This is a genomic window from Tessaracoccus sp., from assembly GCF_016714275.1.
In the GTDB taxonomy this organism is placed as follows: Bacteria; Actinomycetota; Actinomycetes; order Propionibacteriales; family Propionibacteriaceae; genus Arachnia.
This window is the reverse complement of the sequence record NZ_JADJNP010000002.1, coordinates 836,447-862,332: the sequence shown is the minus strand read 5'-3', so window position 1 is coordinate 862,332 and position 25,886 is coordinate 836,447. Positions and strand designations below refer to the sequence as shown.

23 protein-coding genes, 4 tRNA genes and 1 pseudogene are annotated in these 25,886 nt (G+C 69.5%); 19 read left to right on the top strand and 9 right to left on the bottom strand.

What is annotated here, in order from left to right; genetic code table 11:
• Window positions 1-148 precede the first annotated feature (148 nt).
• Window positions 149-1,117 carry a type IV toxin-antitoxin system AbiEi family antitoxin domain-containing protein gene (locus tag IPJ61_RS12680; protein ID WP_297107869.1) on the top strand — a complete coding sequence of 323 codons (969 nt, stop codon included), beginning with the start codon at window positions 149-151 and terminating at the stop codon, window positions 1,115-1,117.
• A 139-nt stretch (window positions 1,118-1,256) separates the two neighbouring features.
• On the opposite strand, the gene IPJ61_RS12675 is transcribed toward IPJ61_RS12680, so the two are convergent.
• The 7 genes and pseudogenes from IPJ61_RS12675 to IPJ61_RS12645 all read right to left on the bottom strand — a co-directional run bounded on the left by IPJ61_RS12675 (window position 1,257) and on the right by IPJ61_RS12645 (window position 10,560).
• Window positions 1,257-1,946 (bottom strand): sirohydrochlorin chelatase, encoded by a 690-nt coding sequence (locus IPJ61_RS12675; protein ID WP_297107868.1) that lies wholly within the window; start codon window positions 1,944-1,946, stop codon window positions 1,257-1,259.
• Window positions 1,943-2,854: a sulfite exporter TauE/SafE family protein gene (locus IPJ61_RS12670; RefSeq protein ID WP_297107866.1), complete on the bottom strand. Its 912-nt coding sequence runs from the start codon at window positions 2,852-2,854 to the stop codon at window positions 1,943-1,945. The genes IPJ61_RS12675 and IPJ61_RS12670 overlap by 4 nt, the downstream gene beginning before the upstream one ends.
• Window positions 2,854-4,185 carry a sulfate adenylyltransferase subunit 1 gene (locus IPJ61_RS12665; protein ID WP_297107863.1) on the bottom strand — a complete coding sequence of 444 codons (1,332 nt, stop codon included), beginning with the start codon at window positions 4,183-4,185 and terminating at the stop codon, window positions 2,854-2,856. Before IPJ61_RS12665 ends, IPJ61_RS12670 begins: the two co-directional genes overlap by 1 nt.
• Window positions 4,185-5,096: a sulfate adenylyltransferase subunit CysD gene (gene cysD, locus IPJ61_RS12660; RefSeq protein ID WP_459251301.1), complete on the bottom strand. Its 912-nt coding sequence runs from the start codon at window positions 5,094-5,096 to the stop codon at window positions 4,185-4,187. The genes IPJ61_RS12665 and cysD overlap by 1 nt, the downstream gene beginning before the upstream one ends.
• A gap of 120 nt (window positions 5,097-5,216) precedes the next feature.
• Window positions 5,217-5,912, bottom strand: a pseudogene (locus IPJ61_RS12655) (phosphoadenylyl-sulfate reductase); the annotation flags it as partial.
• The gene (locus IPJ61_RS12650; protein WP_297107861.1) at window positions 5,909-7,612 is read right to left on the bottom strand and encodes a nitrite/sulfite reductase; all 1,704 of its coding nucleotides are present in this window, start codon (window positions 7,610-7,612) and stop codon (window positions 5,909-5,911) included. The pseudogene IPJ61_RS12655 and the gene IPJ61_RS12650, both read right to left, overlap by 4 nt.
• 245 nt (window positions 7,613-7,857) lie before the next feature.
• A complete protein-coding gene (locus IPJ61_RS12645; RefSeq protein ID WP_297107858.1) occupies window positions 7,858-10,560 on the bottom strand; it encodes a cation-translocating P-type ATPase in 2,703 nt (900 codons plus the stop codon).
• Between the two features lie 108 nt (window positions 10,561-10,668).
• Between IPJ61_RS12645 and IPJ61_RS12640 the strand changes: the two genes are divergently transcribed.
• From IPJ61_RS12640 to IPJ61_RS12600, 9 genes are all read left to right on the top strand, one after another.
• A tRNA-Tyr gene (locus tag IPJ61_RS12640) sits at window positions 10,669-10,752 on the top strand.
• Between the two features lie 51 nt (window positions 10,753-10,803).
• The gene (locus tag IPJ61_RS12635) at window positions 10,804-11,514 is read left to right on the top strand and encodes a purine-nucleoside phosphorylase (protein WP_297107855.1); all 711 of its coding nucleotides are present in this window, start codon (window positions 10,804-10,806) and stop codon (window positions 11,512-11,514) included.
• Window positions 11,515-11,557: 43 nt separating this feature from the next.
• Window positions 11,558-11,630 (top strand) — tRNA-Thr (locus tag IPJ61_RS12630).
• A 38-nt stretch (window positions 11,631-11,668) separates the two neighbouring features.
• A tRNA-Met gene (locus tag IPJ61_RS12625) sits at window positions 11,669-11,741 on the top strand.
• Between the two features lie 61 nt (window positions 11,742-11,802).
• Window positions 11,803-11,973 (top strand): 50S ribosomal protein L33, encoded by a 171-nt coding sequence (rpmG, locus tag IPJ61_RS12620; RefSeq protein WP_297107850.1) that lies wholly within the window; start codon window positions 11,803-11,805, stop codon window positions 11,971-11,973.
• 104 nt (window positions 11,974-12,077) lie between these two features.
• Window positions 12,078-12,503, top strand: a complete 426-nt coding sequence (locus IPJ61_RS12615) for an FAS1-like dehydratase domain-containing protein (RefSeq protein ID WP_297107848.1) — start codon at window positions 12,078-12,080, stop codon at window positions 12,501-12,503.
• Window positions 12,496-12,903: a MaoC/PaaZ C-terminal domain-containing protein gene (locus IPJ61_RS12610; RefSeq protein ID WP_297107845.1), complete on the top strand. Its 408-nt coding sequence runs from the start codon at window positions 12,496-12,498 to the stop codon at window positions 12,901-12,903. The genes IPJ61_RS12615 and IPJ61_RS12610 overlap by 8 nt, the downstream gene beginning before the upstream one ends.
• Window positions 12,896-13,921 carry a UDP-N-acetylmuramate dehydrogenase gene (locus tag IPJ61_RS12605; protein WP_297107842.1) on the top strand — a complete coding sequence of 342 codons (1,026 nt, stop codon included), beginning with the start codon at window positions 12,896-12,898 and terminating at the stop codon, window positions 13,919-13,921. The genes IPJ61_RS12610 and IPJ61_RS12605 overlap by 8 nt, the downstream gene beginning before the upstream one ends.
• Before the next feature lie 269 nt (window positions 13,922-14,190).
• Window positions 14,191-15,354: a peptidoglycan-binding protein gene (locus IPJ61_RS12600; RefSeq protein WP_297107839.1), complete on the top strand. Its 1,164-nt coding sequence runs from the start codon at window positions 14,191-14,193 to the stop codon at window positions 15,352-15,354.
• Here the strand turns inward: IPJ61_RS12600 and IPJ61_RS12595 are convergent.
• A complete protein-coding gene (locus IPJ61_RS12595) occupies window positions 15,344-16,534 on the bottom strand; it encodes a M20 metallopeptidase family protein (protein WP_297107837.1) in 1,191 nt (396 codons plus the stop codon). The genes IPJ61_RS12600 and IPJ61_RS12595 overlap by 11 nt on opposite strands.
• A gap of 53 nt (window positions 16,535-16,587) precedes the next feature.
• On the opposite strand from IPJ61_RS12595, the gene IPJ61_RS12590 reads away from it, so the two are divergent.
• The 9 genes from IPJ61_RS12590 (at window position 16,588) to rplA (ending at window position 25,030) form a co-directional block, all read left to right on the top strand.
• A complete protein-coding gene (locus IPJ61_RS12590; RefSeq protein WP_297107834.1) occupies window positions 16,588-18,360 on the top strand; it encodes an ABC transporter ATP-binding protein in 1,773 nt (590 codons plus the stop codon).
• An 80-nt stretch (window positions 18,361-18,440) separates the two neighbouring features.
• A complete protein-coding gene (locus tag IPJ61_RS12585; RefSeq protein ID WP_297107832.1) occupies window positions 18,441-19,646 on the top strand; it encodes a sensor histidine kinase in 1,206 nt (401 codons plus the stop codon).
• Window positions 19,643-20,308, top strand: a complete 666-nt coding sequence (locus IPJ61_RS12580; protein WP_297107829.1) for a response regulator — start codon at window positions 19,643-19,645, stop codon at window positions 20,306-20,308. Before IPJ61_RS12585 ends, IPJ61_RS12580 begins: the two co-directional genes overlap by 4 nt.
• A gap of 93 nt (window positions 20,309-20,401) precedes the next feature.
• Complete coding sequence (locus IPJ61_RS12575; protein WP_297107826.1) at window positions 20,402-22,210, top strand: ABC transporter ATP-binding protein; 1,809 nt, start codon at window positions 20,402-20,404, stop codon at window positions 22,208-22,210.
• 148 nt (window positions 22,211-22,358) lie between these two features.
• Window positions 22,359-22,431 (top strand) — tRNA-Trp (locus IPJ61_RS12570).
• Between the two features lie 86 nt (window positions 22,432-22,517).
• Window positions 22,518-22,940 (top strand): preprotein translocase subunit SecE, encoded by a 423-nt coding sequence (gene secE, locus IPJ61_RS12565; RefSeq protein WP_297107823.1) that lies wholly within the window; start codon window positions 22,518-22,520, stop codon window positions 22,938-22,940.
• A 6-nt stretch (window positions 22,941-22,946) separates the two neighbouring features.
• Window positions 22,947-23,750, top strand: coding sequence for a transcription termination/antitermination protein NusG (nusG, locus tag IPJ61_RS12560; RefSeq protein ID WP_297107820.1), 804 nt, complete (start codon window positions 22,947-22,949; stop codon window positions 23,748-23,750).
• Between the two features lie 57 nt (window positions 23,751-23,807).
• Window positions 23,808-24,239: a 50S ribosomal protein L11 gene (rplK, locus tag IPJ61_RS12555; protein WP_297107817.1), complete on the top strand. Its 432-nt coding sequence runs from the start codon at window positions 23,808-23,810 to the stop codon at window positions 24,237-24,239.
• 92 nt (window positions 24,240-24,331) lie between these two features.
• Complete coding sequence (gene rplA / locus IPJ61_RS12550) at window positions 24,332-25,030, top strand: 50S ribosomal protein L1 (RefSeq protein WP_297107814.1); 699 nt, start codon at window positions 24,332-24,334, stop codon at window positions 25,028-25,030.
• Between the two features lie 56 nt (window positions 25,031-25,086).
• On the opposite strand, the gene IPJ61_RS12545 is transcribed toward rplA, so the two are convergent.
• Window positions 25,087-25,650, bottom strand: coding sequence for an isochorismatase family protein (locus IPJ61_RS12545; RefSeq protein ID WP_297107811.1), 564 nt, complete (start codon window positions 25,648-25,650; stop codon window positions 25,087-25,089).
• Between the last annotated feature and the right edge of the window lie 236 nt (window positions 25,651-25,886).

The following is a 25,886-nucleotide window of genomic DNA, read 5'->3' as shown; positions in this document are numbered from 1 at the left end:
GTCGGAATCGGAGACCTGACGGGATCAACGCGGCTGCGTGCGTCGGTAAGCATAGCGACGTAGGTAGCCGCAACGAGCAGGTTCGGAGTTATCCACAGATGGCGAGGGTGGGGTTCCCGGCTGATGTCGTGGCGGGCATCATCAGGTCATGGACAGACAGGCGTTGGCGGCGCTGGCCCGCGACAACCGGGGCGTCGCAACGCGTGCGGAATTGGATTCGGTCGGCATCAGCGCGGGCGCGATCGCCGATCGGGTCAAGAGCGGCGAGTGGCAGCGAGCCTTCCGCGGCGTCTATCTCCTGACATCTGGTGTCGCCAGCGTGGAGCAGAGACTCCTCAGCGTTCAGAAGTGGGCGGGGAATGTGGCTGTCTTCTCGCATCACACGGCCGCGTTCCTGCACGGGCTTCGCCCGGATCTGCCTGCCGTGGTCGAGGTATCGGTTCCTCCGACGGTCGGGTTGCGTTCCACAGAGCGTTGCAGGGTGTGGCGTCCCCGGACCCCGATCACGCGGGTCGGGAGCCCGCCGCGTACCTCGCTGGAGCAGACCGCGGTCGATCTCCTCGACGGCGCGGCGTCGGAGTCTGCCGTGCTCGAGATCCTCACTACCGCGTTCCAGCGTGGGATGGTGCCGGCGAGGTTCCTCAAGGAACTGGCGCGCCATGGCCGGGTCCGTCATCGTGGTTTCGCGGTTCAGGTGACTGAACTGACTGAGGAAGGTGTCGAGTCCCGCCTTGAGGCGGGGTATCGGAAACGGGTGGAACAGGCCCATGGGCTTCAGCGCTCGGTGCGACAGAAATGGGAACGGATCCGTGGGCGATGGATCCGATCGGATTGCTGGTATCCAGAGTTCGGGGTTCGGACGGAACTCGACGGCGAGCTCGCCCATCCGGGCAGGGCCAGCGATGACGATGTCGTCCGCGACAACGACGTGCGGCTCGCGCTCAACGAGATCACGGTTCGCTACCGGTGGACGCATGTCTGGAACGCGCCATGTTTGGCCGCGGGGCAGGTCACGGTGGCGCCGTGGGGCGGCGGCTGGCCAGAAACACCCACAAGGTGTTCGCTCCAGTGTCAGGTACTCGACATTGCGGGAGCCCTGACAACACCAGCAGCCTGAACCCGGGCAGTTACCGCGGCTGCTGCCGTCGGAACCAGACCGATCACGCGATTACTGCGGCTGCGTAAGTCGCTATGCCGAGGCACGCAGCCGCACTACCCCGCAAGTCCGTTCCGAAGCGACGCACGCAGCCGCGTTGTCAGGCGGCGGCGCGGGGGGCGTCGGTCAGGGCGAGGGCGTCGGCGTAGCGGTCGAGGATCGCCGCGGTGACGCCGTCGTGGTCGCCCAGCGGGGCCGCGACCCGGGCGCCGAGGCCCGCGATGCGTTCGCCCCACAGCCCGGGGGCCAGCGCGTAGGGGAGCACGAGCACGTCCGCGGCGTCGCGATGCAGCCGGGCGACGGCGTCGGAGACCGACGGCTCCGACTGGTAGATGTTGCCGACGGCGACCGGAACGCCGAGCGCGAACGACAGGCGCGCGGCGGTGGCATCGATCTCGGCGGTTGCCACCGGGCTCTTCGAGCCCGCCGCAGCGAGGACGACGGCGTCGCCCGGGCCGCCGGCCTCGCGGACCCGGTCCAGCAGGACCCGGTCGAGGGCGCCGTTCAAGTGCGGGGTGACGACCACGTCGTGCGGGACGGAGGCGACCGCCTCCGGCACGTCGTGCGTCGCGTGGTAGCCCGCGGCGAGGAAGCAGGGGACGAGCACGCAGTCGCCGACCTCGGCGAGGGTCTCTGCCAACTGGATCGGCTCGATGTCGACCCAGGCGACGCGCACGTCCACGCCGGGGAGGCGCCCGGAGACGCGCCGGGCGATCCGTTCGATGAGATCCCGCCCCGCGGGGTTGCGGCTCCCGTGCCAGGCGAGGATGAGGGTGTCGGCGGCGCTCAAATCGACCACTCCGTTTCCGCTGCTTCGCGCGCGGCCAGCTCGGCGCGGCGCCTCTTCTCGTGCCGCCAGGCGGTCCAGGCCGTCATCGCGATCCAGGCCGCGGCGAACAAGGTGAACCCGACAGTGACCTGCTCGGGCGACAACTGGCTCGCGTCGAAGAGAGTCTTGAGATTGGTCATGATGATGATCCCGCCGACGGCGACGCCCATGACCTGCGCGGGAATCCGCGACACCAGCCAGGCGGCGATCGGCGCGGCGACAAGTCCGCCCGCCAGCAGCGCGACCACGATGCCCCACTCGATGCCGAGCAGGCCGAGGTTCAACACGAACCCGAGGCTGGCCGCGAACGACACAAGGAACTCGGAGGTGTCGACCGAGCCGATAACGGTCCGCGGCGCGGTCTTGCCCGCGCTGAGCAGCGACGTTGTGGAGACCGGGCCCCACCCGCCGCCGCCCGTGGCGTCGACGAACCCGCCGGCCAGGCCGAGCGGCACCAGGAACTTCGCGGTGTGCGGCGAGCGACGCGCCTGCGCGACGGCAGGCGGCTTCAGCGCGTAGCGCAGCAGGATGTACATGCCCAAGGCGCCGAGGATCGCGGCCATCACGGGCTTGGCGACCGCCGTCGAGATCTGCGAAAGGAACGTCGCCCCGGCGAAGGCGCCGATGGCGCCGGGCACGCCGAGACGCGCGACGAGCCGCCAGTCGACGTTGCCCAGCTTCCAGTGCGAGAGACCGGACGCCACGTTGGTTCCCAACTCAGCCAGATGGACCGACGCCGACGCCATCGCGGGGCTCAGCCCCGCGATGAGCAGCAGCGACGTCGAGGTCACGCCGAAGCCCATGCCGAGCGAGCCGTCGACGAGCTGGGCCGCGAAACCGACGACGGCCAGCAGGAGGAGGCGGTGCATCAGATGGACCAGCTGAGGGTCTCAGCCTCGCGGGCCGCCTCGTCGAACGCCCCGAGCGCGCGCACCATCCCCGCCGCCAGCGTGCCGCCCGACTGCGGGTCGATCAGCAGGAACGAGCCGGTTCGGCGCGACGTCGTGTAGTCGTCGGCGGCGACGGGCGAGGCCAGCCGCAGCGTGACCCTGCCGATGTCGTTCAGCTCCAGCGTCTCCGAAGGAACGGGGGAGAGCGTGTCGAGGTCGAGGCGCCCGCCCAGCTCGCGGACCATGCCCTGCACCGTCCGGGTGCCGTGCTTAACCAGCACCCGCTGGCCAGGGCGCAGGGGCCGCTCCGACAGCCAGGCGACCAGTCCGCTGAGATCCTGCGACGCCTCCGGGGCGTCGAATGCCGCCGCGATCAGGTCGCCGCGCGTGATGTCGATTTCGTCGGCCAGCCGCAGCGTCACCGACTGCGAGGCGAACGCCTCCTCCAGCGGCCCGTCGGCGGTGTCGATCCCGGCGACCGTCGTCCGGCGGCCGGCGGGCAGCACCACGACCTTGTCGCCGACGCTCACGACCCCGGTGGCGACCTGCCCCGCGTACCCGCGGTACTCGCGGTATTCGGGAGCGGCGGCCTCCTGCGGCCGGATCGCCAGCTGCACCGGGAACCGGAACGGCAACTCGGTCAGCTCGGCGCCCGCGGGGAGCGACTCGAGCAGCTCCAGCAGCGAAGGCCCGTCGTACCAGGCCGTCTGTGCGGAATGGTCGACGATGTTGGCGCCCTCCAGGGCCGAAACAGGGATGGTCCGGATGCCCGCGACGCCGAGGTCGGCGGCGAGCGCGCGCACGTCGGCGGCGACGGCCTCGTAGGTGGCCTGGTCGTAGCCGACGAGGTCCATCTTGTTGACCGCGACGACGATCGTGGGCACCCGCAGCAGCTGCCCGACGGCGAGGTGACGGCGGGTCTGCTCCAGCACGCCCTTGCGCACGTCGACCAGCAGCACGAGCACGTCGGCGGTCGACGACCCCGTCACCGTGTTGCGCGTGTACTGCACGTGCCCGGGGCAGTCGGCGAGGATGAAGGTGCGGTTCGCGGTGGCGAAGTAACGGTAGGCGACGTCGATGGTGATGCCCTGCTCGCGCTCGGCGCGCAGGCCGTCGGTCAGCAGCGCGAGGTCGACGTGCCCGAGGCCCTTGGCGGCCGAGACCCGCTCGACGGCGTCGAGCTGGTCGGCGAGCACGGACTTGCTGTCGTAGAGGAGGCGCCCCACGAGGGTGGACTTGCCGTCGTCGACCGAGCCGGCGGTGGCGAGGCGCAGCAGCGTCGCTGTGGGTGATGCGGTGGCGGCACTCATCAGAAGTAGCCCTCCTTCTTGCGGTCCTCCATGGCGGCCTCCGTGAGGCGGTCGTCGGCACGGGTCGCGCCGCGCTCGGTGATCCGGGTGGCTGCGACCTCGGCGATCACGTCGGCGACGGTGAGGGCCTCGGACACGACGGCGCCTGTGCAGCTCATGTCTCCGACGGTGCGGTAGCGGACCTGGCGAGTGACGACCTCCTCTCCGTCGCGCGGCTGGCTGACCTCGCCGACCGCGAGCCACATGCCATCGCGCTCGAAGACCTCGCGGTCGTGGGCGTAGTAGAGCTCGGGCAACTCGATGTCCTCGGCCTCGATGTAGCGCCAGACGTCCAGCTCGGTCCAGTTCGACAGCGGGAACACGCGCACGTGCTCGCCGGGCCGGTGCCGCGGGTTGTACAGCGTCCATAGTTCTGGGCGCTGGTTGCGCGGGTCCCACTGGCCGAACTCGTCGCGCAGGCTGACCACGCGTTCCTTGGCGCGGGCCTTCTCTTCGTCGCGGCGCCCGCCGCCGAACACGGCGTCGAAGCGGAAGTCGGCGATGGCGTCGAGCAGCGGCTGCGTCTGCAGCGGGTTGCGCGTGCCGTCGGCGCGCTCGAGGAGCCGGCCGTCGTCGATGTAGTCCTGCACGGATGCCACGACCAGCCGCAGCCCGTGCTGTGCGACGACGCGGTCGCGGTACTCGATGACCTCGGGGAAGTTGTGGCCCGTGTCGACGTGCATCACAGGGAAGGGCACGGGGCCTGGCCAGAACGCCTTGAGCGCGAGATGGAGCATGACCACGGAGTCCTTGCCGCCCGAGAACAGGAGCACGGGGCGCTCCAGTTCGCTGACGGCCTCACGGATGATGTGGATGCCCTCGGCCTCGAGTTCGCGCAGGTGGCTGAGCTGCCGGTCAGGGGCGAGCGAGATGCCGCCGCCGGCCAGGGACAGGTCGATGTCGAGGCTCAAGGGTTCCTCCTCGGGATGGGTGTCGGTGACGTGCAGTCCGCACTCGGACTTTGCGAGCCCGGCCCAGCGGCCCGCGCGCGGGTCCTCCCCCGGCGCGACGGGGCGCGTGCAGGGGGCGCAGCCGATGGACGGGTAGCCCTGGGTGAGCAGCAGGTTGACGGGCACGCCGTGGGCGCCGGCGTAGTTGAGGACCTCGTCGAAGCCCCAGGCGGCGATGGGGTTGAGCTTGACCATCTGGTGCGCGCTGTCCCACTCAACAAGCGGGGTGTCGGCGCGCAGCGGGGAGTCTTCGCGGCGGAGTCCTGTCACCCAGGCCTCGTAGCTGGCGAGCTCGCGGTTGATCGGCTCCATCTTGCGCAGCGCGCAGCACTGCGAGGGATCGCGGTCGTGCAGCTTCGCGCCGAACGTCGCGTCCTGCTCCGCGACCGACTGGACGGGCAGCACGTCGACGATCGTGACGTCGGCCGACAGCGGCAGCGCGTCGCGGGTGCCGATGGTCTCGGGGAAGTGGTAGCCGGTCTGGAGGAACAGCACGTCGACGCCGGGGCTGTGCTGCGCCACGAGGTGGGGCACAACGGTGTCGCCGGCCATCGAGCAGGCGACGGCCAGCGAGTCCCCGAAGGTCGTGGCGGCCCAGGCGAGCACCTCGTCGGCGGTCGCATCGGCGAAGCGGACGGCGGCCTCCCTGGCGATCGCCTCCAGCTCGGCTGCCGAGCGACGGCGGCCGGGGCCATGCGGCGCGGGAACCGTGCCGAGGGCCGCGACGTCGATGCTCATCGCAGCGCCTCCTCTTCCGCCCTGTGAGCCCAGTGCGCGAACGACTCGCCGTCCTCGCGGTCCGCGGCGAACCGGCGGGTGACCCGCTCGACGTAGGTGGGCATTTCGTCGGCGGTGATCTTCAGGCCGCGCAGCGTGCGACCGAGCCCAGCCTCCTCGCGGTCGGCGGACGTCAACCCGCCGCCCAGGTGCACCTGGAAGGCGAACTCGTTCGTGCCGTCGGCGTTCTTGGCGATCTGTCCCTTGAGCCCGATGTCGGCGGTCTGGATGCGCGCGCAGCTGTTGGGGCAGCCGTTGACGTTGAGCGCGATCGGCACGTCGAGGCCGAGGTCGGCCAGCCTGTTATCGAGGGTGGCGACCGCGGCTGTCGCCGTGTCCTTGGTGTCGACGAACGCCAGCTTGCAGTACTCGATGCCGGTGCAGGCCATGGTGTGGCGGCGGAAGAGGCCGGGGAAGGCGGTGAGCCCGAGTTCCTCGGCAGCGGCCACCAGGCCGTCGACCTTTTTCGGGTCCACGTTCAGGACGACGAGCTTCTGATGAGCGGTGAGCCGGATCAGATCGCTTCCCGCGGCCTCGGCGGCGTCGGCAAGGGACAGCAGCTTCGTGCCGGACGAGCGCCCCACGACGGGAGCGAGGCCGACGTACTTGCGGCCGTCCTTCTGGTCGTGGACGCCCACGTGGTCGGCGTTGCCGCCGACGGCGACGGCAGCGGGGCCGTCGGGGAGTTCGTAGCCGAGGTACTCGTCCTGCAGCACCTGGCGGAACTTCGCGGGTCCCCACTCGGCGAGCAGGAACTTCAGGCGGGCCTTGTTGCGCAGGCGGCGGTAGCCGTAGTCGCGGAAGATCCGCACGACGCCGTACCAGACGTCTGCCGCCTGCTCGGGCGCGACGAAGGCACCGAGGCGCTCCGCGAGCCGCGGGGCGGTCGAGAGGCCGCCGCCGACCCAGAGGTCGTAGCCGGCGCCGAGCTCCGGGTGGACAACGCCGACGAGCGAGATGTCATTGATCTCGTGCACGACGTCCAGGCTCGGGTGCCCGGTGATGGCCGACTTGAACTTGCGCGGCAGGTTCGAGATCTCCGGATCGCCGATGTAGGTCTCGACGATCTCGCGGATCTGCGGGGTGGGGTCGATGATCTCATCGGCGGAGATGCCGGCGACGGGAGAGCCGAGGATGACGCGCGGCGTGTCGCCGCAGGCTTCGGTGGTCTGCAGGCCGACGGCCTCGAGACGGCGCCAGATCTCGGGGACGTCCTCGATCCTGATCCAGTGCAGCTGGATGTTCTGCCTATCCGAGATGTCGGCGGTGTCGCGGGCGAACTCGACGCTGATCTGGGCGACGACGCGGAGCTGCTCCAGCGTCAGCGAGCCGCCGTCGAGGCGCACGCGCATCATGAAGTACTCGTCGGAGAGCTCGTCGGCCGACAGGTCACCCGTGCGGCCGCCGTCGATGCCCTGCTTGCGCTGCGTGTAGAGGCCCCACCAGCGCATCCGGCCATGCAGGTCGTCGGCGGGGATGGAGGCGAAACCCTCGCGGGAGTACGTCGACTCGATCCGCTCGCGGACGTTCAGGCCGTTGTCGGCCGCCTTGAACTCCTCGTTGTGGTTCAGCGGGTCGCGGCCGCTGACGAGCCATTGCCCGTTGCTCCGGCCCTCGCGGGGAGGCCGGACTCGGGCGCCGGTGGGGGCGTCGGTGCTCATGGTGGGTTCCTTGGGCTTCGAGGGCCTCACCGAGCCGGGTCGCTTCAGGTGCCCGGGCGGCGCGGCCCGGTGGTCTGGAAGAGTGCGGGCGCGTCAGCAGCCGCGGCGACACAAGGAGGAGTGGACGCGCGCGAAGTCCACGTGGATACGACTCACGAGCAGCAGCGTCCAGTTCGACATGGCCGAAACGCTAACCCATGGGCGCGGCCGACCCGTAGCTTGTCAGCCAACAGCGGATTCGGGAATCAACGGCTCGCGCCGTAGATGCGACGGGTCGCCCACTTCCCGAGCTCGACGACGAGGAAGATGCCGGCGCTGAGGAGCAGCACGCCGAGCCACTGGTGCAGCCCGAGCGGCGCAGAGCCGAACCAGGAGTGCATGAACGGCGCGTACACGTAGATCGCCTGCAGCACGAGCAGCAGGCCGGTGGCGATCCACACCGCGCGGTTGCCGACCAACGCCCGCGGTGTCAGCGACGAGCTGTTCAGGAAGCGGCAGTTGAAGAGGAAGGCGAGCTGGCCGACGGCGAGCATGGTGACTGCCGTCGTCTGTCCGACGGCGTAGGTGTCGGCGTGCGCACGACCGTAGAGGTAGACGCCCAGCGTGGTGCCGCCGATGAGGACGGAGGTCCACAGCACCAGCGCTATCGCGCGGGGCGCCAGCACCTGCTCCTTGGGGGAGCGGGGCGGGCGCTGCATGATGCCGGGCTCGGCGGGCTCGCCGGCCAGCGCCAGGGAGAGCGTCAGGGCCGTGACCAGGTTGATCCAGAGGATCTGCACCGGCGACAGCGGCAGCGCCCAGCCGAACAGCACGGCGACGAGGATGACGAGCGCCTGCGCGCCGTTGGTCGGCAGCAGGAAAACCACCGACTTGCGGATGTTGTCGTAGATCCGGCGCCCCTCTTCGACGGCGCGCTCGATGGTGGCGAAGTTGTCGTCGGCGAGCACGATGTCGGCGGCCTCCTTCGTCGCCTCCGTGCCTTTGATGCCCATGGCGACGCCGACGTCGGCGCGGGTGATCGACGGTGCGTCGTTGACGCCGTCGCCGGTCATGGCGACGACCTCGCCGTGGGTCTGCAGCGCCTGCACGATGCGCAGCTTGTGCTCTGGTGACGTGCGGGCGTAGATGTCGACGTCGCGGACGACGGCCGCCAGTTCTTCCTGGCTCATCTCCTCGAGCTCCGCGCCGGTCAGGGCGGGGACGTCGCCATCGGCCGGCGCGATGCCCAGCTCGCGGGAGATCGCGACGGCGGTGCCCACGTGGTCGCCGGTGATCATCTTCACGCGGATGCCCGCGGTATGGGACTCGTGGATGGCGTCGCGCACCTCGGGCCGCGGCGGATCGACGATCCCGCAGAGGCCGAGGAACGTGAGACCGGACTCGAGGTCGTCCAGCGCGATGTCCTCGACGCCGTCGGCGGGCCGGGAGGCCGCGGCGAGGACGCGCAAGCCCTGGCCGGAGAGCACATCGATGTGGTGCTCCCAGGCGTCGCGGTCGAGCGCGACCAGCTCGCCATGGTGGTCCAGCTGTGTCGTCGCGCGGTCGAGGAGCCGGTCCGGGGCGCCGAGGGCATGGACGACGCGCCCGACGCCAGGGACGTCGTCGAGCGTCGCGGAGAACTTGTGCGCCGACTCGAACGGCACCTGCGCCTGCCGGGTGACGGCCTCGATGTCCGCGCCCGCCTTGGCGGCAAGCACGTCGAGCGCACCCTCGGTCGGCTGGCCGACGACGCGCCATCCCTCGGGCGTCTCCTCGACCCGCGCGTCGTTGGCCGCGCCGGCAGCCGTCACCAAGGCGGCGAGGTCCGGGTGCGCGCCGAGGTCCGCGGTGGCGCCGTCGGCCGTCTTCACACGCCCCTCCGGGCGGTAGCCGGTGCCCTCGACGTCGTAGCTGCCCTGCGCGGTGACCACGGTGCGCACCGTCATCTCGTTCTGGGTGAGCGTGCCGGTCTTGTCGGAGCAGATGGTGGTGACGGAGCCGAGTGTCTCGACGGCGGCCATCTTGCGCGTGATGGCGTTGCGCTTCGCCATCTGCTGCACGCCAAGGGCGAGCGTGATGGTGACGAGCGCGGGGAGGCCCTCGGGCACGGCGGCGACGGCGAACCCGATGGCGGCCGAGATGAGGTCGTCGGCGGCGAGGCGGTGCACGAAGTAGCCGATGGCAAGCATGGCGACGGCCAGGATGCCGATGAGGCCGGCCAGTTGCTTCCCGAGCCTGTTGAGCTGGCGCGCGAGCGGGGTGTCGAGCTTGTCCTGGTCGGCGACGAGTGCGGAGATCCTGCCGATCTCGGTGCCGCCACCGGTCGCCACCACGACCCCCTCCGCGGTGCCGGCGGTGACGATGGTGCCGGAGAACAGCATCGACGTCCGATCGCCGACGCCAGCCTCCGTCGCGACGGCGGCGACGTCCTTCTGCGAAGGGACGGACTCGCCCGTGAGGGCCGCCTCGTCGGCCTGCAGCGACGACGCTGTCAGCAGCCGAAGGTCGGCGGGGACGCGGTCGCCGGAGCGGAGCCGCACGATGTCGCCGGGGACGAGGGTCGCGGCGTCGACGATGCCCCAGGTTCCGTCGCGGAGTGCCTGGGCATCGTCGGACTGCATGGTCTGCAGGCCGGCGAGTGCCGACGCGGCCCTTCCCTCCTGGATGAAGCCGATCAGCGCGGTCGCGACGATGACGACGGCGATGACCGTGAAGTCGATCCAGTCGCCGCTGATGGCCTTCAGCGCGGCCGCGCCGATGAGAATATAGACGAGCAGGTCGTTGAAGTGGGCGAGGAACCGCAGCCACGCAGGCTTCTGCGGAGCCTCCGGAAGCTCGTTCCTGCCGCCCTCTGCGAGGCGACGCTCGACGTCGGAGGTAGCCAATCCCTCGGGGGAGGAGCGGAGCGACGCGGCGACGGCCTCGGCGTCCTCTGCCCAGGGCGTTGCGTCGGTGGGGGTGCTGATCACCAGGACAGCCTACGGCGCTTCTCGTTAGCGGCTTCAGGGGCGTGTCGGCGTTTTTGTCGCCGGACTCGCGCTGCTGCTAGGATCGTGCGTCGCCGGGAGACCGGTGAAGGCAAGTTGCCCGAGCGGCCAAAGGGAGCGGTCTGTAAAACCGTCGCGGAAGCTACGTTGGTTCGAATCCAACACTTGCCACCAGGCTCCGGATCGGATGGATCCGGAGCCTGTTGCTTTACGAGAGGTCGCAGCATGGCTACCCCACACATCTCGTGCGAGCCCGGCGACATCGCCCCGCTTGTCATCATGCCCGGCGACCCGCGCCGCGCGGAGCGCATCGCTCGCACCCGGCTCGACGGCGCCCACCTCGTCTCTGAGGTGCGCGGCATCGGGGCGTGGACGGGCGTCGTCGATGGCGTTCCCGTCACCGTCATGGCTTCCGGGATGGGCGTGCCTTCGCTGTCGATCTACGCTACGGAGCTGTACACGCAGTTCGGCGTGAAGCGCATCTGCCGCGTGGGCACCTGCGGTGGGATCACCCGCGGCGTCGCGGTCTCCGACGTCATCGTCGCGTCGTCGGCGCACACCAACTCGGCTGTCGCCACCTTCGGCATTCCGGGTGTGACGCTGTCGTTGGCGGCGAGCTTCGACATGCTCCGCGGCGCTGTCGACCAGGCCCGTGGATCCGGCGCCCGCGTGCACGTCGGCCCGGTGTTCACCAGCGACTTCTTCTACAGCTCGCGGACCGACGTCATCCCCGCCCTCGACCAGCTGGGAACGCTCGGCGTCGAGATGGAGGCCGCAGGCCTTTACGCCTGCGCGCTGGCCAACCGCGGGGAGGCGCTGACCGTTCTCACCGTCACCGACCACCTCCTCGACGGCTCGGGCGACCTCACGGCGGAGGAGCGCGAGACACAGTTCCAGGGCGCCCTCGACGCCGCCCTCGCCGGGCTCCTTGCCTGATTTGTGACCCCCCTCGCCCCTCGTGTATGTTTGTGCGTCGCTGGCCCCTATAGCTCAGTAGGCAGAGCGTCTCCATGGTAAGGAGAAGGTCTGCGGTTCGATTCCGCATGGGGGCTCTGTTCTTGCCTCGGGATCTTCACGGGGCTCGAACTTCGACGGGGTAGCTCAGTCGGTAGAGCAAGCGGCTCATAATCGCTGTGTCGCGGGTTCAAGTCCCGCCCTCGTCACCGAACCGAAGATCGAACAATTCGCTTGGCAGCGACCGAGTGCTTGAAGGAAGTGGCAGAAATGGCCAAGAAGGGCGCGGACATCCGTCCGAAGATCACGCTTGCCTGCACCGAGTGCAAGGAGCGCAACTACATCACCAAGAAGAACCGGCGCAACAACCCGGATCGTCTGGAGCTCAGCAAGTTCTGCCCGCGCTGCCGCACGCACCGTGCGCATCGCGAGACCCGCTGAACGCATAACACGTAGCCGACCGGTCGTCCCCATGGGGCGGCCGGTCGGTTTATGCCCGGTAGGCGTCCCACCGTCCGGCCGCGCCGCCCGGTAGTGTGAGCGCCATGCCGATCACCGCCGAACACGTGGGCCGCCGCTACCCGGCCGCCCCGCCCTACGAGGTCAGCCGCGCCAAGATCGCCGAGTTCGCCACGGCCATCCGCGACGAGAACCCCGCGTACCTCGCGCTCGAGCCGATCGCCCCGCCCACCTTCGCGGCCGTCATCGCCGCGCACGCCTGGGAGGCGCTGTTCGGCGACGAAGAGTTGGGCCTCGCGCTGAACCGCACCATGCACACCGACCAGGGCTTCACGTTCCACCGGCCGCTGCGCGCCGGTGACGTCGTCGAGGCCCAGCTCAGCATCGAGAAGGTGCGCAACCGCGGCAACCTCGACATGATCACCGTCGTCGTCGACCTCGTCGTCGACGGCGAGACCGTCTGCGAGGCCCGCTCCGGCCTCATGCATACCCGGGAGGACGCGCATGCCTGAGATCGTCAAGGGCGCGGAGCTGCCCGAGCTGCGCGTCGGCGTGACCCGCTCCGTCGTCGTCCGCTACTCCGGTGCCTCCACCGACTTCAATGAGATCCACTTCTCTGACCGCCACGCGCGCGCCATCGGCCTGCCGGGCGTCGTCGCGCACGGCATGTGGACGATGGGCGCGGCCCTGAGGATCGTCACGGACTGGGTCGGAGACCCGGCCCGCGTGACGAGCTACTTCGTGCGCTTCACGCGCCCTGTCGTCGTGCCGGACACGGACGAGGGCACCGAGGTCGTCTACCGCGCGACGGTCACGGACGTGACCGACGGGGTGGCGAAGGTCGCGATCACCGCCGCATGCGGCGACGACCAGGTGCTGGGCGCCGCCCGGGCCGAGGTACGCGTTGGCTGAGCTCCTGGCCGATCACACCACGCTGCGCGTGGGCGGCCCGGCGGACCGGTTCGTCGTCGCAACGACCGAGGCGGAGCTGATCGAGGCCGTCGCCGACTGCGACCGTCGCGGCGAGCCCGTCCTCGTGGTAGGCGGGGGATCGAACCTGCTCGTCGCCGATGAGGGCTTCCGCGGCACCGTCGTCCTGATCGCCACGCGGGGGATCGACGCGGACGTCTCGGCCTGCGCCGGGGCGTCGGTCCGGGTGGCGGCGGGGGAGAACTGGGAGGCGTTCGTCGCCGAGGCCGTCTCCCACGAGTGGAGCGGCGTCGAGGCGCTCTCCGGCATTCCCGGCAGCGTCGGCGCCACGCCGATCCAGAACGTCGGCGCGTACGGCGCGGAGGTGGCCCAGACCATCGCGTCGGTGCGCACCTGGGACCGGCAGCGGCGTGCGCAGCGCACGTTCGCGCTCGCCGACTGCGGCTTCGGATACCGCACCTCGCGGTTCAAGCGGGAACCCGGCCGCTATCTCGTGCTCGAGGTCGGCTTCCAGTTCCCGATCGCCTCGCTCAGCGCCCCCGTCGCCTACGCGGAGCTCGCGCGGACGCTCGGCGTGGAGGTGGGTCTGCGCGCGCCCGCCGCAGAGGTCCGCGAGGCGGTGCTCGCCCTGCGCCGCGGCAAGGGCATGGTGCTCGACGCCGCCGATCACGACACCTGGAGCGCCGGCTCCTTCTTCACCAACCCCGTCCTGACCGCCGAGCAGTCTGCCGGCCTGCCCGACGGGGCCCCGCGGTTCGCCGTCGACGGCGGCCTCGTCAAGACCAGTGCCGCCTGGTTGATCCAGCACGCGGGCTTCGGCAAGGGGTTCGGCGGTGCGCCCGCCGGCCTCTCGACCAAACACGCGCTGGCCCTTACCAATAGGGGAGGGGCGACGTCGGCGGACCTCGTCGCGCTCGCCCGTACGGTGCGCGACGGCGTGGCCGACCGCTACGGCGTCGTCCTCGTGCCCGAGGTGAACCTCGTCGGCGTCGAGCTCTAGGGAGGTACTGGTCAATGGGGTGCCGAGTGAGGACGTGCCAGGCGGGATGAGCTGGGCTCTCAAGATCTGAGGGTGCTATTGGACATAACGCCGAGGATGTTGAGAGTTCAGATCGCCCGATCTGGTGCGCCGCAGCCGGTGCTCGATTGATCAGTGCTTCCCTAGGCAGCAATCAACCCTGAACCTCAACCACAGCCTCAGCCCTGGCTGGGTGCCTGCGTCACCCCGCGGTTAGCCTTCCTGCCGGGGGATGACGAAAGGGCACATGGATGCGCTGGTTCAGATTCGGAACCCTCACTGTTGTAACGGCGATGATCGTCGCGCTCGCGGGCGTGATGCCTGCCGAGGCGTCGAAGAAGACAGACGACTTCATCGCGTCGCTGGTCAAGGCGGCTCAGAAGAACGAGAAGAAGACGGGCATCCCGGCCTCCGTGGCCATCGGCATGGCCGCGCTCGAGACGGGCTGGGGCGGGTCGAAGATGGCTGGGGAGTACACCGTCACGACCGTCGACGACGAGGGCAACGAGACAAAGAAGGTCTACCAGGTCAACACGCTCTTCAACATCAAGTGCACGGCCAAGGAGTCGCCGTACCAGACCGGCTGCGTGCCGGTGCGCACCGCGGAGTACCGCAAGGACGGATCGAAGTACTACATCGTCGACGAGTTCCGCACCTACGCCAGTTGGGGTGACTCCCTTCTCGACTACGGGCGCCTGCTGACCTCGCTTTCGCGCTACGCGTCCGCTTTCGACTACACCGATTACCCCGACCAGTTCGTGATCCAGGTGCACCGGGGCGGCTACGCCACCGATCCCAGCTACGCGACAACGGTCATTGGGATCATGAAGAAGTACGACCTCTACCGGTACAACGTCAGCGGCGCCGGCCCCGGCACCCCGGACGATGCTCCGCCCCCGCTCGCGCCGGCACCCAAGCCGACGCCGACGCCGACGCCGACGCCCAAGCCGACCCCGGAGCCCACCCCCAAGCCTCCGGCCAAGCCGAAGCCCCCGGCAAAGAAGCCGGCGGCGAAGTATCCGACGCTGAAGAAGGGCTCCCGCGGCGCATCCGTCGTCACGCTCCAGGCTCTGCTCAACTCGCGCAACAAGGCAGGGCTCGCGCGCGACGGCATCTTCGGCGCCAAGACCGAGAAGGCCGTCAAGGCGTTCCAGAAGAAGTCGAAGCTCTCCGCGTCCGGCAAGCTGAACGACGCGACGTGGGGCAAGCTGCTCCCGCTCCTCAAGCCCGGGCAGAAGGGTGCGTCGGTGAGGGCCGCGCAGGTCGAGCTGCGGGCTGCGGGCGGGAAGGTGTCGCTCACTTCCAAGATGGACGCCAAGACGGTGAAGGCCGTGAAGGCCTACCAGAAGAAGAACAAGATCCCGACCACGGGCAACGTCGGTCCGCTGACCTGGGCCTCGCTGCTCAAGAAGTAGTGGCAAGGACCGCGCCGCTGGCTGCGACGTAGCCGGCGGCGTAGGCCCTCGCCGCGAGGCGCAGCGCCTCGCGGTCCGGCAGGTACGAGCCGTGGTGCAGCCCGGCACCGTTGATCCTTCCCGTGCCGACGAAGCACATGACGGAGGCGGCCTCCAGGCCGTACTCGCCGAAGTCATCGGACCCGCACGATCTGAATGGCGTCTCCGCGACCGTGATGCCGAGGCGGGCGAGCATCGGGTCGAGCCGACGCACGAGGCCCGGGTCGTTGACGAGGGCCGGACCTCCGGTGCGGAACCGCACCTTCGCCGTCGCTCCCCGGGAACTCGCGATCGCCTCGGCCGTCGCCTCGATCGTGCGGTGCAGCTGGAACCGGTCGGCGTCGTTGAACGTGCGGATGGTGCCCTTGGCGCGGGCCTCGTCCGGGATCACGTTCGGCGCGGTGCCGCCGGAGATCAGGCCGAACGAGACGACCGTCGGATGTGTCGGGTCGATGACACGCGCGGGGAGGCCGGCGACGGCGTCGACGATGGCCGCCAGGGTCGTGATGGGGTCGACGGCGAGGTGTGGGTAGGCGCCGTGGCCCGCGCTGCCCCGCAGGATGATCTCGAACGAGTCGTAGGCGGCGTTGACGGCGCCGGCTCCGGTGGAAACGATCCCCGCCTCCACCTGCGGCTGGACGTGGACGCCGATCATCGCCTCGATTCCCTGGTCGGCGAGCAGCCCCGACGACACGACGTCGGCCGCGCCGGGGGGCGTGATCTCCTCGCGCGGCTGCAGGATCGGGATGAGCCCGGTGGGCAGGTCGAGTCCGCGGGCGGCGGCGAGCACGGCCCACAGCGCGGCCAGGTGCACGTCGTGCCCGCAGGCGTGCATGACGCCGTGCCGCGCGGAGCGCCACTGCACCGTCGTCGACTCGACGATGGGCAGCGCGTCCAGTTCCGCGCGCAGCCCGACGGCGGGGCCCTCGGGCCCCTGCCTTGCCCAGGCGCCGGTGTGGGCGACGGGCGACCAGTCGAGCCAGTCGGCGGCGTCCTGGACCAGGTCTCGTGTGGGCTCCTCCTCGCCGCTCAGGTGCGGGTCGGCGTGGATCTCGCGACGGAGGGCGACGGCATCGGGAAGCGCGCGGTCGATGCCCGCGGCGAGGTCGAGGAGCAGCCGGTCCGTCATGACCGGTGACACTACCGTCTCCTCGGGCTTGCGGCGCCGTCGCTGCGGCGGGATAGGGTGAAGCAATGCACCGCGCTCGTCATCGCATGCCGAAGCTGGCGCCCGCGAAGCCGGGCCGCCCCTCCATCGTCCGGTTCCTTCCGTATATCAAGGGGTACCGGGCCCAGTTCGCGTTCTCCTTCGCCATGGCGCCGCTGGGGGTGCTGCTCAGCATCTCCATCCCGCTGCTGCTCGGCGGGGTCGTCGACGGCCCCATCACCGAGGGCGACGCGGTCGGCGTGCTGTGGTTCGGACTGGCGCTGCTCGGCGTCGGCGCGCTGGACGCGTTCATCTCGTTCCTGCGTCGCTGGATCATGGTGAAGGCCACGTCCTACATCGAGACCGACATCCGGCTGGACCTGTTCGATCAGTTGCAGCGGCTCCCGATGCAGTTCCACAAGGCGTGGGAGTCTGGGCAGCTGTTGTCGCGCATCATGAGCGACCTCGGCACCATCCGCCGGTTCCTCTCCTTCGGCATCGTCGTCTTGTTCATGAACTCGATCCACATCGTCGTCGTGCTGGGGATTATGATCGCGACGCTGTGGCAGGTTGGCCTCGCGGTCCTTGCCCTCGTCGTCCCCGTCGTCGTCGTGACCTTCGCACTGATGGGGCGGTTCGGGCACCTCGCGCGGCGCGTGCAGGACCAGACGGGCGACGTCGCGTCCGCGGCCGAAGAGTCCCTGCACGGCGTGCGCGTCATCCGCTCCTTCGGGCGGTCGCACTATGTCGGACGTACCTTCGACGACCGTGCCTCTCGCCTTGCGGAGAGCGGCGTGAAGCGGATGGACCTGGCGGCGATCCTGTGGACGCTTCTGGAGATCTTCCCCTCGGTGCTGCTGCTGGTGGTCCTGATCGGTGTCAGCTTCGGGGTCGCCGGCGGTGCGCTCTCGCTGGGGGCCGCAGTGACGTTCGTCACACTGTTGCTTTCGCTGGCGTGGCCGGTGGGCAGCCTTGGCTGGCTGTTGTCCTTCGCGCGCGAGACCGCCACGGCGGCCGATCGCGTCGCAGAGGTCTTCGACGCGCCGCTCAGCATCGTGACCGGTGAGGTCGAGCCGGCGGACATCGGCGGCCGGCTTGAGCTGCGCGGCGTCACCTACCGCTTCCCCGATGCCGAAGCGGACACCTTGACTGACGTCAACCTCGACATCGCGCCCGGCGAGACGGTCGCCTTGGTCGGCGGCACCGGCTCCGGCAAGTCGACGCTTGTCTCGTTGCTGCCGCGGCTGGTCGACGTCACCGGCGGCCAGATCCTGCTCGACGGCGTGGACATCCGTGAGCTGGACCTCGTCGAGCTGCGCAGCCTGATCGGCACGGCCTTCGAGGACCCGATCCTGTTCTCGATGTCCGCGCGTGAGAACCTCACCCTCGGCCGCCCCGAGGCAACCGAACAGGAGATCGAGGAGGCGCTGCGCGTCGCCCGTGCCGAGTTCGTCCACGACCTGCCGTGGGGCTTGGAGACGCGGCTGGGCGAGCAGGGTCTCAGCCTGTCGGGCGGCCAGCGGCAGCGCCTGGCGCTTGCCCGCGCCATCCTGGTCAAGCCGCGCGTCCTCGTCCTCGACGACACCCTGAGCGCGTTGGACATCCACACGGAGGCGGAGGTCGAGGAGGCGCTGAAGTCGACGCTCGTGGGCGTGACGGGCATCGTCGTCGCCCACCGCGCCTCGACGGTGCTGCTCGCCGACAAGGTCGCGATGCTGATCGAGGGCCGGATCGCCCACGTGGGCACGCACCACGATCTGCTTGCGACGGTCCCCGAGTACCGCGAGCTGCTATCGGCCGACGACACCATCGCCGGCTGACTCAAGCCGGCTGAGCCGGGCCGTGAGGCACGAGCGCCCGTGTCGAAGCCAACGAACTGCACCCAGCTAGGCTGGCCCGCATGACGGCGACGCGGCAGATCCCCACCTGGGTGCCTGCCGTCGTCGTCGGGGTGGCGGCGCTGCTCGCCCTCTCCCAGTCCGGCATGGGGGAGTACCCACTGGAGTGGATCCTGGCGCTCGCGCCGCTGCTGCCCACGCTGCTCGCGCGCAGGTACCCGCTCGCCGCAGGGCTGCTGGTGTGGCCGCTCGCGGTCGCGGCGTTCTCCCACAGTCCGCTGCCGATGATTCCGCTGCTCCTGACGGCCATGTGGGTGGTGTTCCAGTCCGCGCGCCACGGCCACGTGTGGACGGTCGCCCTCTCGGGGCTCTCGATCGTGGCGGGCACCGGGCTGTTCCTCATCTGGGTCTCCGAGACCGGCATGGCGAATGGGCTGCGCCCCTTCATCATGGGGCTTGAGGGGTGGCGGCTGCTTTCCGTGCTCGTCACGCTCGCGCCCCTGGCCATCCCGTGGACGATAGGGCTGGTCCTGCGCATGCGCGAGGCAGGCGAGGCGCAGCGGTCCCGGACAGTCGCCGCAGAGGAGGCGCGCGCCGTCGCGGAGGCGGAGGAGCGCAGGCAGGCGCAGCTGGCCACCGTCGAGGCGCGCAACGCGCAACTCGCGCGCGACGTGCACGACGTCGTCGGCCACTCGCTCGCGGTGATCCTCGCGCAGGCCCAGGCGTCGCAGTACCTCGACGACACCGAGCAGCTGCACGAAAGCATGCGCGCCATCGCCGACTCCTCGCGGCGATCGCTGCGCGAGATCCGAGAGCTACTGGGCCAGGTGCGCGACGGCGAGCCGGCGGCCCAGGCTCCCGACGGCGGCCTCGACGCGCTCCTGGCCAGCGTCGCCGCCAGCGGCGCGCAGCTGCAGCTGCAAACCATGGGGCAGCCGCGCGCGCTGCCGCCGGAGCTGGAGATGGTCGCCTACCGCGTGCTGCAGGAGATGCTGACCAACGCGCTGCGCCACGGCGACCGCGAGGCGCCCATCGTCGTGACGAGGGTCTGGGCGGACAGGCTCGGCATCGAGGTGCGAAACGCGGTCCCCGATGAGGAGCCGACGGTCCCGGCGGGATACCGTGGTGCCGGCGTGCCCGGAATGACCAACCGCCTGGCGGCGGTCGGCGGCACGTTCGACCTCAGCCGGCATCATGTCGATGGGCGCGAGGTCGTCACCGCCACCGCGTGGCTGCCGCTGCGCGACCGAGGAGGAAACCCCACGTGAACCCGCCCATCCGAGTGCTCCTCGTCGACGACCAGAGTCTTTTCCGCGCGGCCATCAAGGTCATGATCGCCGTGCATCCGGACATGGAGGTCGTTGGGGAGGCGGGAACCGGCGTCGAGGCCGTCGCCGTCGCCGATCAGGTGCACCCCGACGTCGTCCTGATGGACATCCGCATGCCCGACATGGATGGCGTCGAGGCCACGCGTCGCCTCCTCGACCCGACACGTCCGCGCCGGCATCCGCTCAAGGTGCTCGTCCTGACCACGTTCAACCTCGACGACCGCGCGGCGACCGCCATCCGCCACGGCGCCAGCGGATTCCTGCTGAAGGACATCACGCCCGAGATGCTGGCCGACGCCATCCGCACCGTCCACGCGGGCAACGCCGTCCTCGCGCCGCAGGACCTGGCCGCGCTGCTCGACGGGACCTTCCGCGGCGACCCGGAGCCGCCGTCGGGTTTCGACGGTCTTTCCGACCGCGAGCGCGAGGTGTTCGGCCTTGTGGCGCGCGGGCTCTCCAACGCAGAGATCGGCTCCGGGCTCTACATGTCCGAGTCGACGGTGAAGTCGCACGTGGGCGCGATCCTCCGCAAGCTCGGGCTGCGGGACCGTGTCCAGGTCGTCGTCTCCGCCTACGAGCACGGGCTCGTCGGACGCGACTGACCGCGCGGGGAGCGTGCTGAACGACCCCCTTGATCATTCACGCCGGGTGATCGCGGTTTGCCGTCGGGACTCGTCAGGGGTTGGATGGGAACGATGAGCGATGCGCAGCAGACCCCGTCCTGGAGAGGGGTCACGCAGGAGGCGACCGACGAGGCGGATGCATCGGTCGGCTTGCGGGCCCCGTCACGCGCCCTCCTCCTCGAACTGATCCGGCCGTGGCGCGCGTGGCTGCTCTTCCTCGTCGCGGTGGTGGTCGTCGAGGCCGGCGCGCGCCTCGTCATCCCTGTCTTCGTGCGGCGGGTCCTCGATGACGGCCTGACCGGCGACACCGCGGTCCTCGTGCCCAGCCTCGTCATGATGGGCGTCGCGATCCTTGTGCAGATCGTCGCCCGCGTCGTCTTCCTGCGGCGCTCGGGAAGGGTCGGCAACGCCATCCTGCTCGACCTGCGCCGGCGCCTGTTCGCGAAGTTCCAGCGACTCGACATCGGGTTCCACGACCAGTACACGTCCGGGCGCGCCATCTCGCGCATGACCAGCGACGTGGAGGCCGTGCAGGAGCTGGTGCTGCAGGGCATCGACGTCGTCGTGATCGCGGTGCTGACCATCATCGGCTCCAGCATCATCATGCTCACGCTCGACTGGCGGCTCGCGCTCGTCGCCTTTCTCACCTACCCGCTGCTCGTTCTCGCGATGCGCTGGTTCGCCCGCGCCTCGACCCGCGAGTTCCGTGCGGTGCGGACGCGCTCGGCGCTGGTGATCGTCCAGTTCATCGAGACCATGACCGGCATCAAGGCTGTCCAGGCTTTCCGGCGTGAGCCGCGCTCGGCCGAGATCTACGAGCAGGTCGCCCTCGACTATCGCGACGCCAACGTGCGCGCCATGCGCGTATTCGCTCGCGCGATGCCGGGCATCCAGTTCATCGGAAACCTGGGCATCGTGTTCGTGGTGCTGGCCGGCGGCTACCTCGCCATCGGCGGCAGCGTCAGCATCGGCACGATGGCCGCGTTCGTGCTGTACGTGCGCATGTTCTTCGACCCGATGCAGGACCTCAGCCAGTTCATCTCCACACTGCAGTCGGCGTTGACGGGGCTCGAGAAGATCTCGTCGGTGATGGCCGAGGAGCCGGCGGTCGACGACCCGGTCTCACCGACGCCGCTGACGAATGCTCCCGGCAGGGTCGAGTTCGACGGCGTGAGCTTCGGCTACGTCGAGGGCGTCACCGTGCTGCCCGACCTCAGCCTGAACATCCCTGCGGGCCAGACGGTTGCCCTCGTCGGGACGACCGGCGCGGGCAAGACGACGATCGCCAAGCTCATCGCCCGGTTCTACGACCCGCAAGGGGGCGCGGTCGTGCTCGACGGAGTGGACGTCCGCCAGTTGGCCGACGAGACGCTGCGTCGGCACGTGACGCTGCTGACTCAGGAGAACTTCATCTTCGGTGGCTCCGTCGCTGACAACATCCGGTTCGGCCGCCCTGACGCCACGCGCGAGGAGGTCGAGGCTGCGGCCGCCGCCGTCGGCGCGCACGCGTTCATCTCGGCGCTTCCCCAGGGCTACGACACGGACACCGGTAAGCGCGGCTCGCGGCTGTCCGCGGGGCAGCGGCAACTCGTCGCGTTCTCGCGTGTCCTGCTCGCCGACCCGCGCGTGCTGATCCTCGACGAGGCCACCAGCTCGCTCGACATCCCCAGCGAGCGCCTTGTCCAGGCCGCGTTGTCGACCGTGCTCGCGGACCGGACGGCGGTCATCATCGCGCACCGCCTCTCCACCGTGGAGATCGCGGACCGCGTCCTCGTGCTGCAGCATGGCGAGATCGTCGAGGATGGACGCCCCGACGTCCTCGTCCTCGGTGGCGGTCGCTACGCCGACCTGCACCGCGCCTGGGTCGACTCCCTCGCGTGAGCGTTTCCGACGATTGCGCCCCCGGGACGACCCCTCCCTCGGTTCGACTCGTGGCCCGAAACCGCCTATAGTTGGGCGAACCGGTAACAAGTTGCCATGGTCGGAGCGTGCGCGAAACACGCCGAGACGGGCAGCGGAAAACCGCCCAAGGGTAGTAGCTCAATTGGCAGAGCAGCGGTCTCCAAAACCGCAGGTTGGGGGTTCGAGTCCCTCCTGCCCTGCGAGGTAGCCGAGTTTCTCGGTCACCTGCACCGCGCCTACCGGCCATGGCCGGAGGCATTTTGTTTGTCGAGGGAAGGAATCCAGCGTGAGCGACGAGTCGCGCGACGAGCTGGAGCAGCCGGCAGGCTCCGGCGACCCCGAAATCGCCCCCGAGGACGCCGTCGACGAGACGATCGCCGAACTCGAGCAGGAGTTTTCCGAGGAAGAGCTGGCCGCGGCCCCCGCGATCGCACGCACGACCGCGAAGGCGCCTGTTCGCAAGAAGGACCACGCCACGCGCAAGCGCAGCGAGGCCGAGAAGGCGCACGAGGATCCGTACAAGGCAAAGAATCCCGCGGAGTTCGTCCGGCAATCGGCTGGCGAGCTGAAGAAGGTCGTCTGGCCCACCTGGCCGGAGACCGTCAAGATGTACTCGGCCGTGCTGGTCTTCGTCCTGATCATGATCGCGATCGTGAGCCTCATGGACTACGCCTTTGGCTGGGGCCTACTGAAGATCTTTGGGAGCTGATAAGCGATGACTGACGCGGACAACAACGATTTCGAGATCGACCTCGGTGACATCGAGGAGACCTCCTCCGATGAGATCGAGATCGACCTCGGCGACCTGAGCGTCGCTCCCGCGGAGGAGGAAGACACCGTCGCGCTGACGGAGGACCCCGAGCCCGAGCTCGACGAGGCCGAGGAGGACCTCGACAAGGACGACGCCCTCGCGGTGGCCGTCGAGGAACTCCGCCAGGAGCTCGAGAGCAAGTACGGCGAGTGGTATGTCATCCACACGTACTCGGGCATGGAGAACCGCGTGAAGCAGAACGTGGACTCTCGCGCCCAGACCCTCAACATGGAGGACTACATCTTCGAGACGATCGTCCCCACGGAGGAGGTCGTCGAGGTCCGCAACAACGCGCGCAAGACGGTGACCCGCTGCGTGCTGCCGGGCTACGTCCTGATCCGGATGGAGCTGACCGACAACTCCTGGAGCGTCGTTCGGCAGACCCCTTCCGTGACCGGCTTCGTCGGACAGGGACAGCAGCCCGTGCCGCTGTCCATCGACGAGGTCCTCCACATGCTTACCCCGTCCGTGGTCGCGAAGGTGAATGCCGCCCAGGCTGGTGCCGCCGCGACGCGGAAGAGGAAGGTCGAGGTTGTCGACTTCGCAGTCGGCGACTCCGTCATGGTGGTCGACGGCCCCTTCACCGGGGTACACGCGACGATCACCGAGATCAACGCCAACACTTCCCGACTGCGGGCCCTCGTCGAGATCCTCGGCCGCGAGACCCCCGTCGACCTGGAATTCAAGCAGGTCGAGAAGGTCGTCTAGGATTGGCGATCGCCCGCCTTGCGGGCTCATCCATCCACACAGGTAAAGGACCCACCCATGCCTCCCAAGAAGAAGGTCGCGGCCCTCGTCAAGGTCGCCCTGAACGCTGGTGCAGCTACCCCTGCGCCGCCGGTCGGTACCGCTCTCGGTCCGCACGGCGTCAACATCATGGAGTTCGTCAAGGCGTACAACGCCCAGACGGAGTCCCAGCGCGGCAACGTCATCCCCGTCGAGATCACCATCTACGAGGATCGCACGTTCACCTTCATCACGAAGACGCCGCCGGCCGCCGAGCTGATCAAGAAGGCCGCAGGCCTGCAGTCCGGCTCCGCGAACCCGCTGAAGACCAAGGTGGGCAAGCTCACCAAGGACCAGGTCCGCGAGATCGCCAACACCAAGCTGCCTGACCTCAACGCGAACGACGTCGAGGCCGCCATGAAGATCATCGAGGGCACCGCGCGCTCGATGGGCGTCACGATCGACGACTGAATCACACACACATAAGAACGAGTGGCAGGGGAGTGCTCCCCACACCACGACTGGTGTCCGGGCCCCGGTCCGGCGAGAACTAAGGAACCAGAATGAAGCACAGCAAGGCATACCGCGCCGCCGCCGACAAGCGTGACGGCTCGCAGGCCTACAGCCCCGAGGAGGCCATCCGCCTCGTCAAGGAGATGGCAACGGCGAAGTTCGACGAGACCATCGACGTCGCCCTCCGGTTGGGCGTCGACCCCCGCAAGGCGGACCAGATGGTCCGCGGCACGGTCAACCTTCCGCACGGCACTGGCAAGACGGCACGGGTCCTCGTCTTCGCCGCCGGTGACAAGGCTGAGGCGGCGCGCGCCGCGGGCGCCGACGAGGTCGGCACCGACGAGCTGATCGAGAAGGTGGCCGGCGGCTACCTCGACTTCGACGCCGTCGTCGCCACCCCGGACATGATGGGCAAGGTCGGCCGCCTCGGCCGCGTCCTCGGCCCCCGTGGCCTGATGCCGAACCCGAAGGTCGGCACCGTGACCATGGACACCGCCAAGGCCGTGTCCGACATCAAGGGCGGCAAGATCGAGTTCCGCATCGACCGTCACGCGAACTTGCAGTTCATCATCGGCAAGGCCTCGTTCGCGGACGCGCAGCTCGCGGAGAACTACTTCGCGGTGCTCGAGGAGGTCCTGCGGTTGAAGCCGTCGGCGTCGAAGGGCCGCTACCTCCGCAAGGTCGCCTTCTCCGCGACCATGAGCCCGAGCGTCGCGGTGGACGTCTCCGCCACGAAGCCGGCCGAGTGAGCTGACTCACGACGTACACAAGACGGGTGGTGCCTCCGGGCGCCACCCGTCTTGTGTCATTCCGCAGTGGCGCCTGCCTCGTTGAGTTCCACGACGACCGCCGGGACGTTGTCCGGGTGGACAGCGGCCGTGAGGCCCACGAGCACCCGGGTGGCGAAGCCCTCCGCGGCGGCGTCGAGGGCGGTGGCGCGCACGCAGTAGTCGGTGGCGATCCCGCAGACGTCCACCTTCGTGATGTCGTGCAGGCGCAGCCAGGCGGAAAGGCGATCGCCGTCCGAATGGCCCCCGATCGTGCCCTCGAAGCCGCTATAGGCCGCCTCGTAGGAGCCCTTGTCGAAGATCGCGTCGAAGGTGAAGGAGGAGAGCGCCGGGTGCAGCGCCTGGCCGGGCGTACCGACGACGCAGTGCCTCGGCCAGCTGTCGACGTAGTCGGGATCGTCCGAGAAGTGGGAGCCCGGGTCGATGTGGTGGTCCCGCGTGGCGACCACGCGGTCGTAGCCGTGATCGCCGGAAAGGAGTTCCGCGACCGCGGTGGCCACGGAATTGCCTCCCTTCACGCCGAGGGCGCCGCCCTCGCAGAAGTCCACCTGCACGTCGACGACGATCAACGCTGTGCCCATCTCGGTCCCTCCTTGTGTTGGCCCTCCAAGATACCCTCCACCCCCTTGACGAGCCCCGCGGGGCCGTCGAGTGGGGCGTCCCGGAGCGGAGACGCCCTCTTGCAGCAATGGATGCGGCGCCTCGCTTCGTTCTCCTCAGTCGCGGGACCGCCACGTAGCACTCCTTCGTCGGCCTTGCGATGCATCCGCCCCAAGGCCGCCAAACAGCATCTCAGCACCGGGACACACCACTAAGG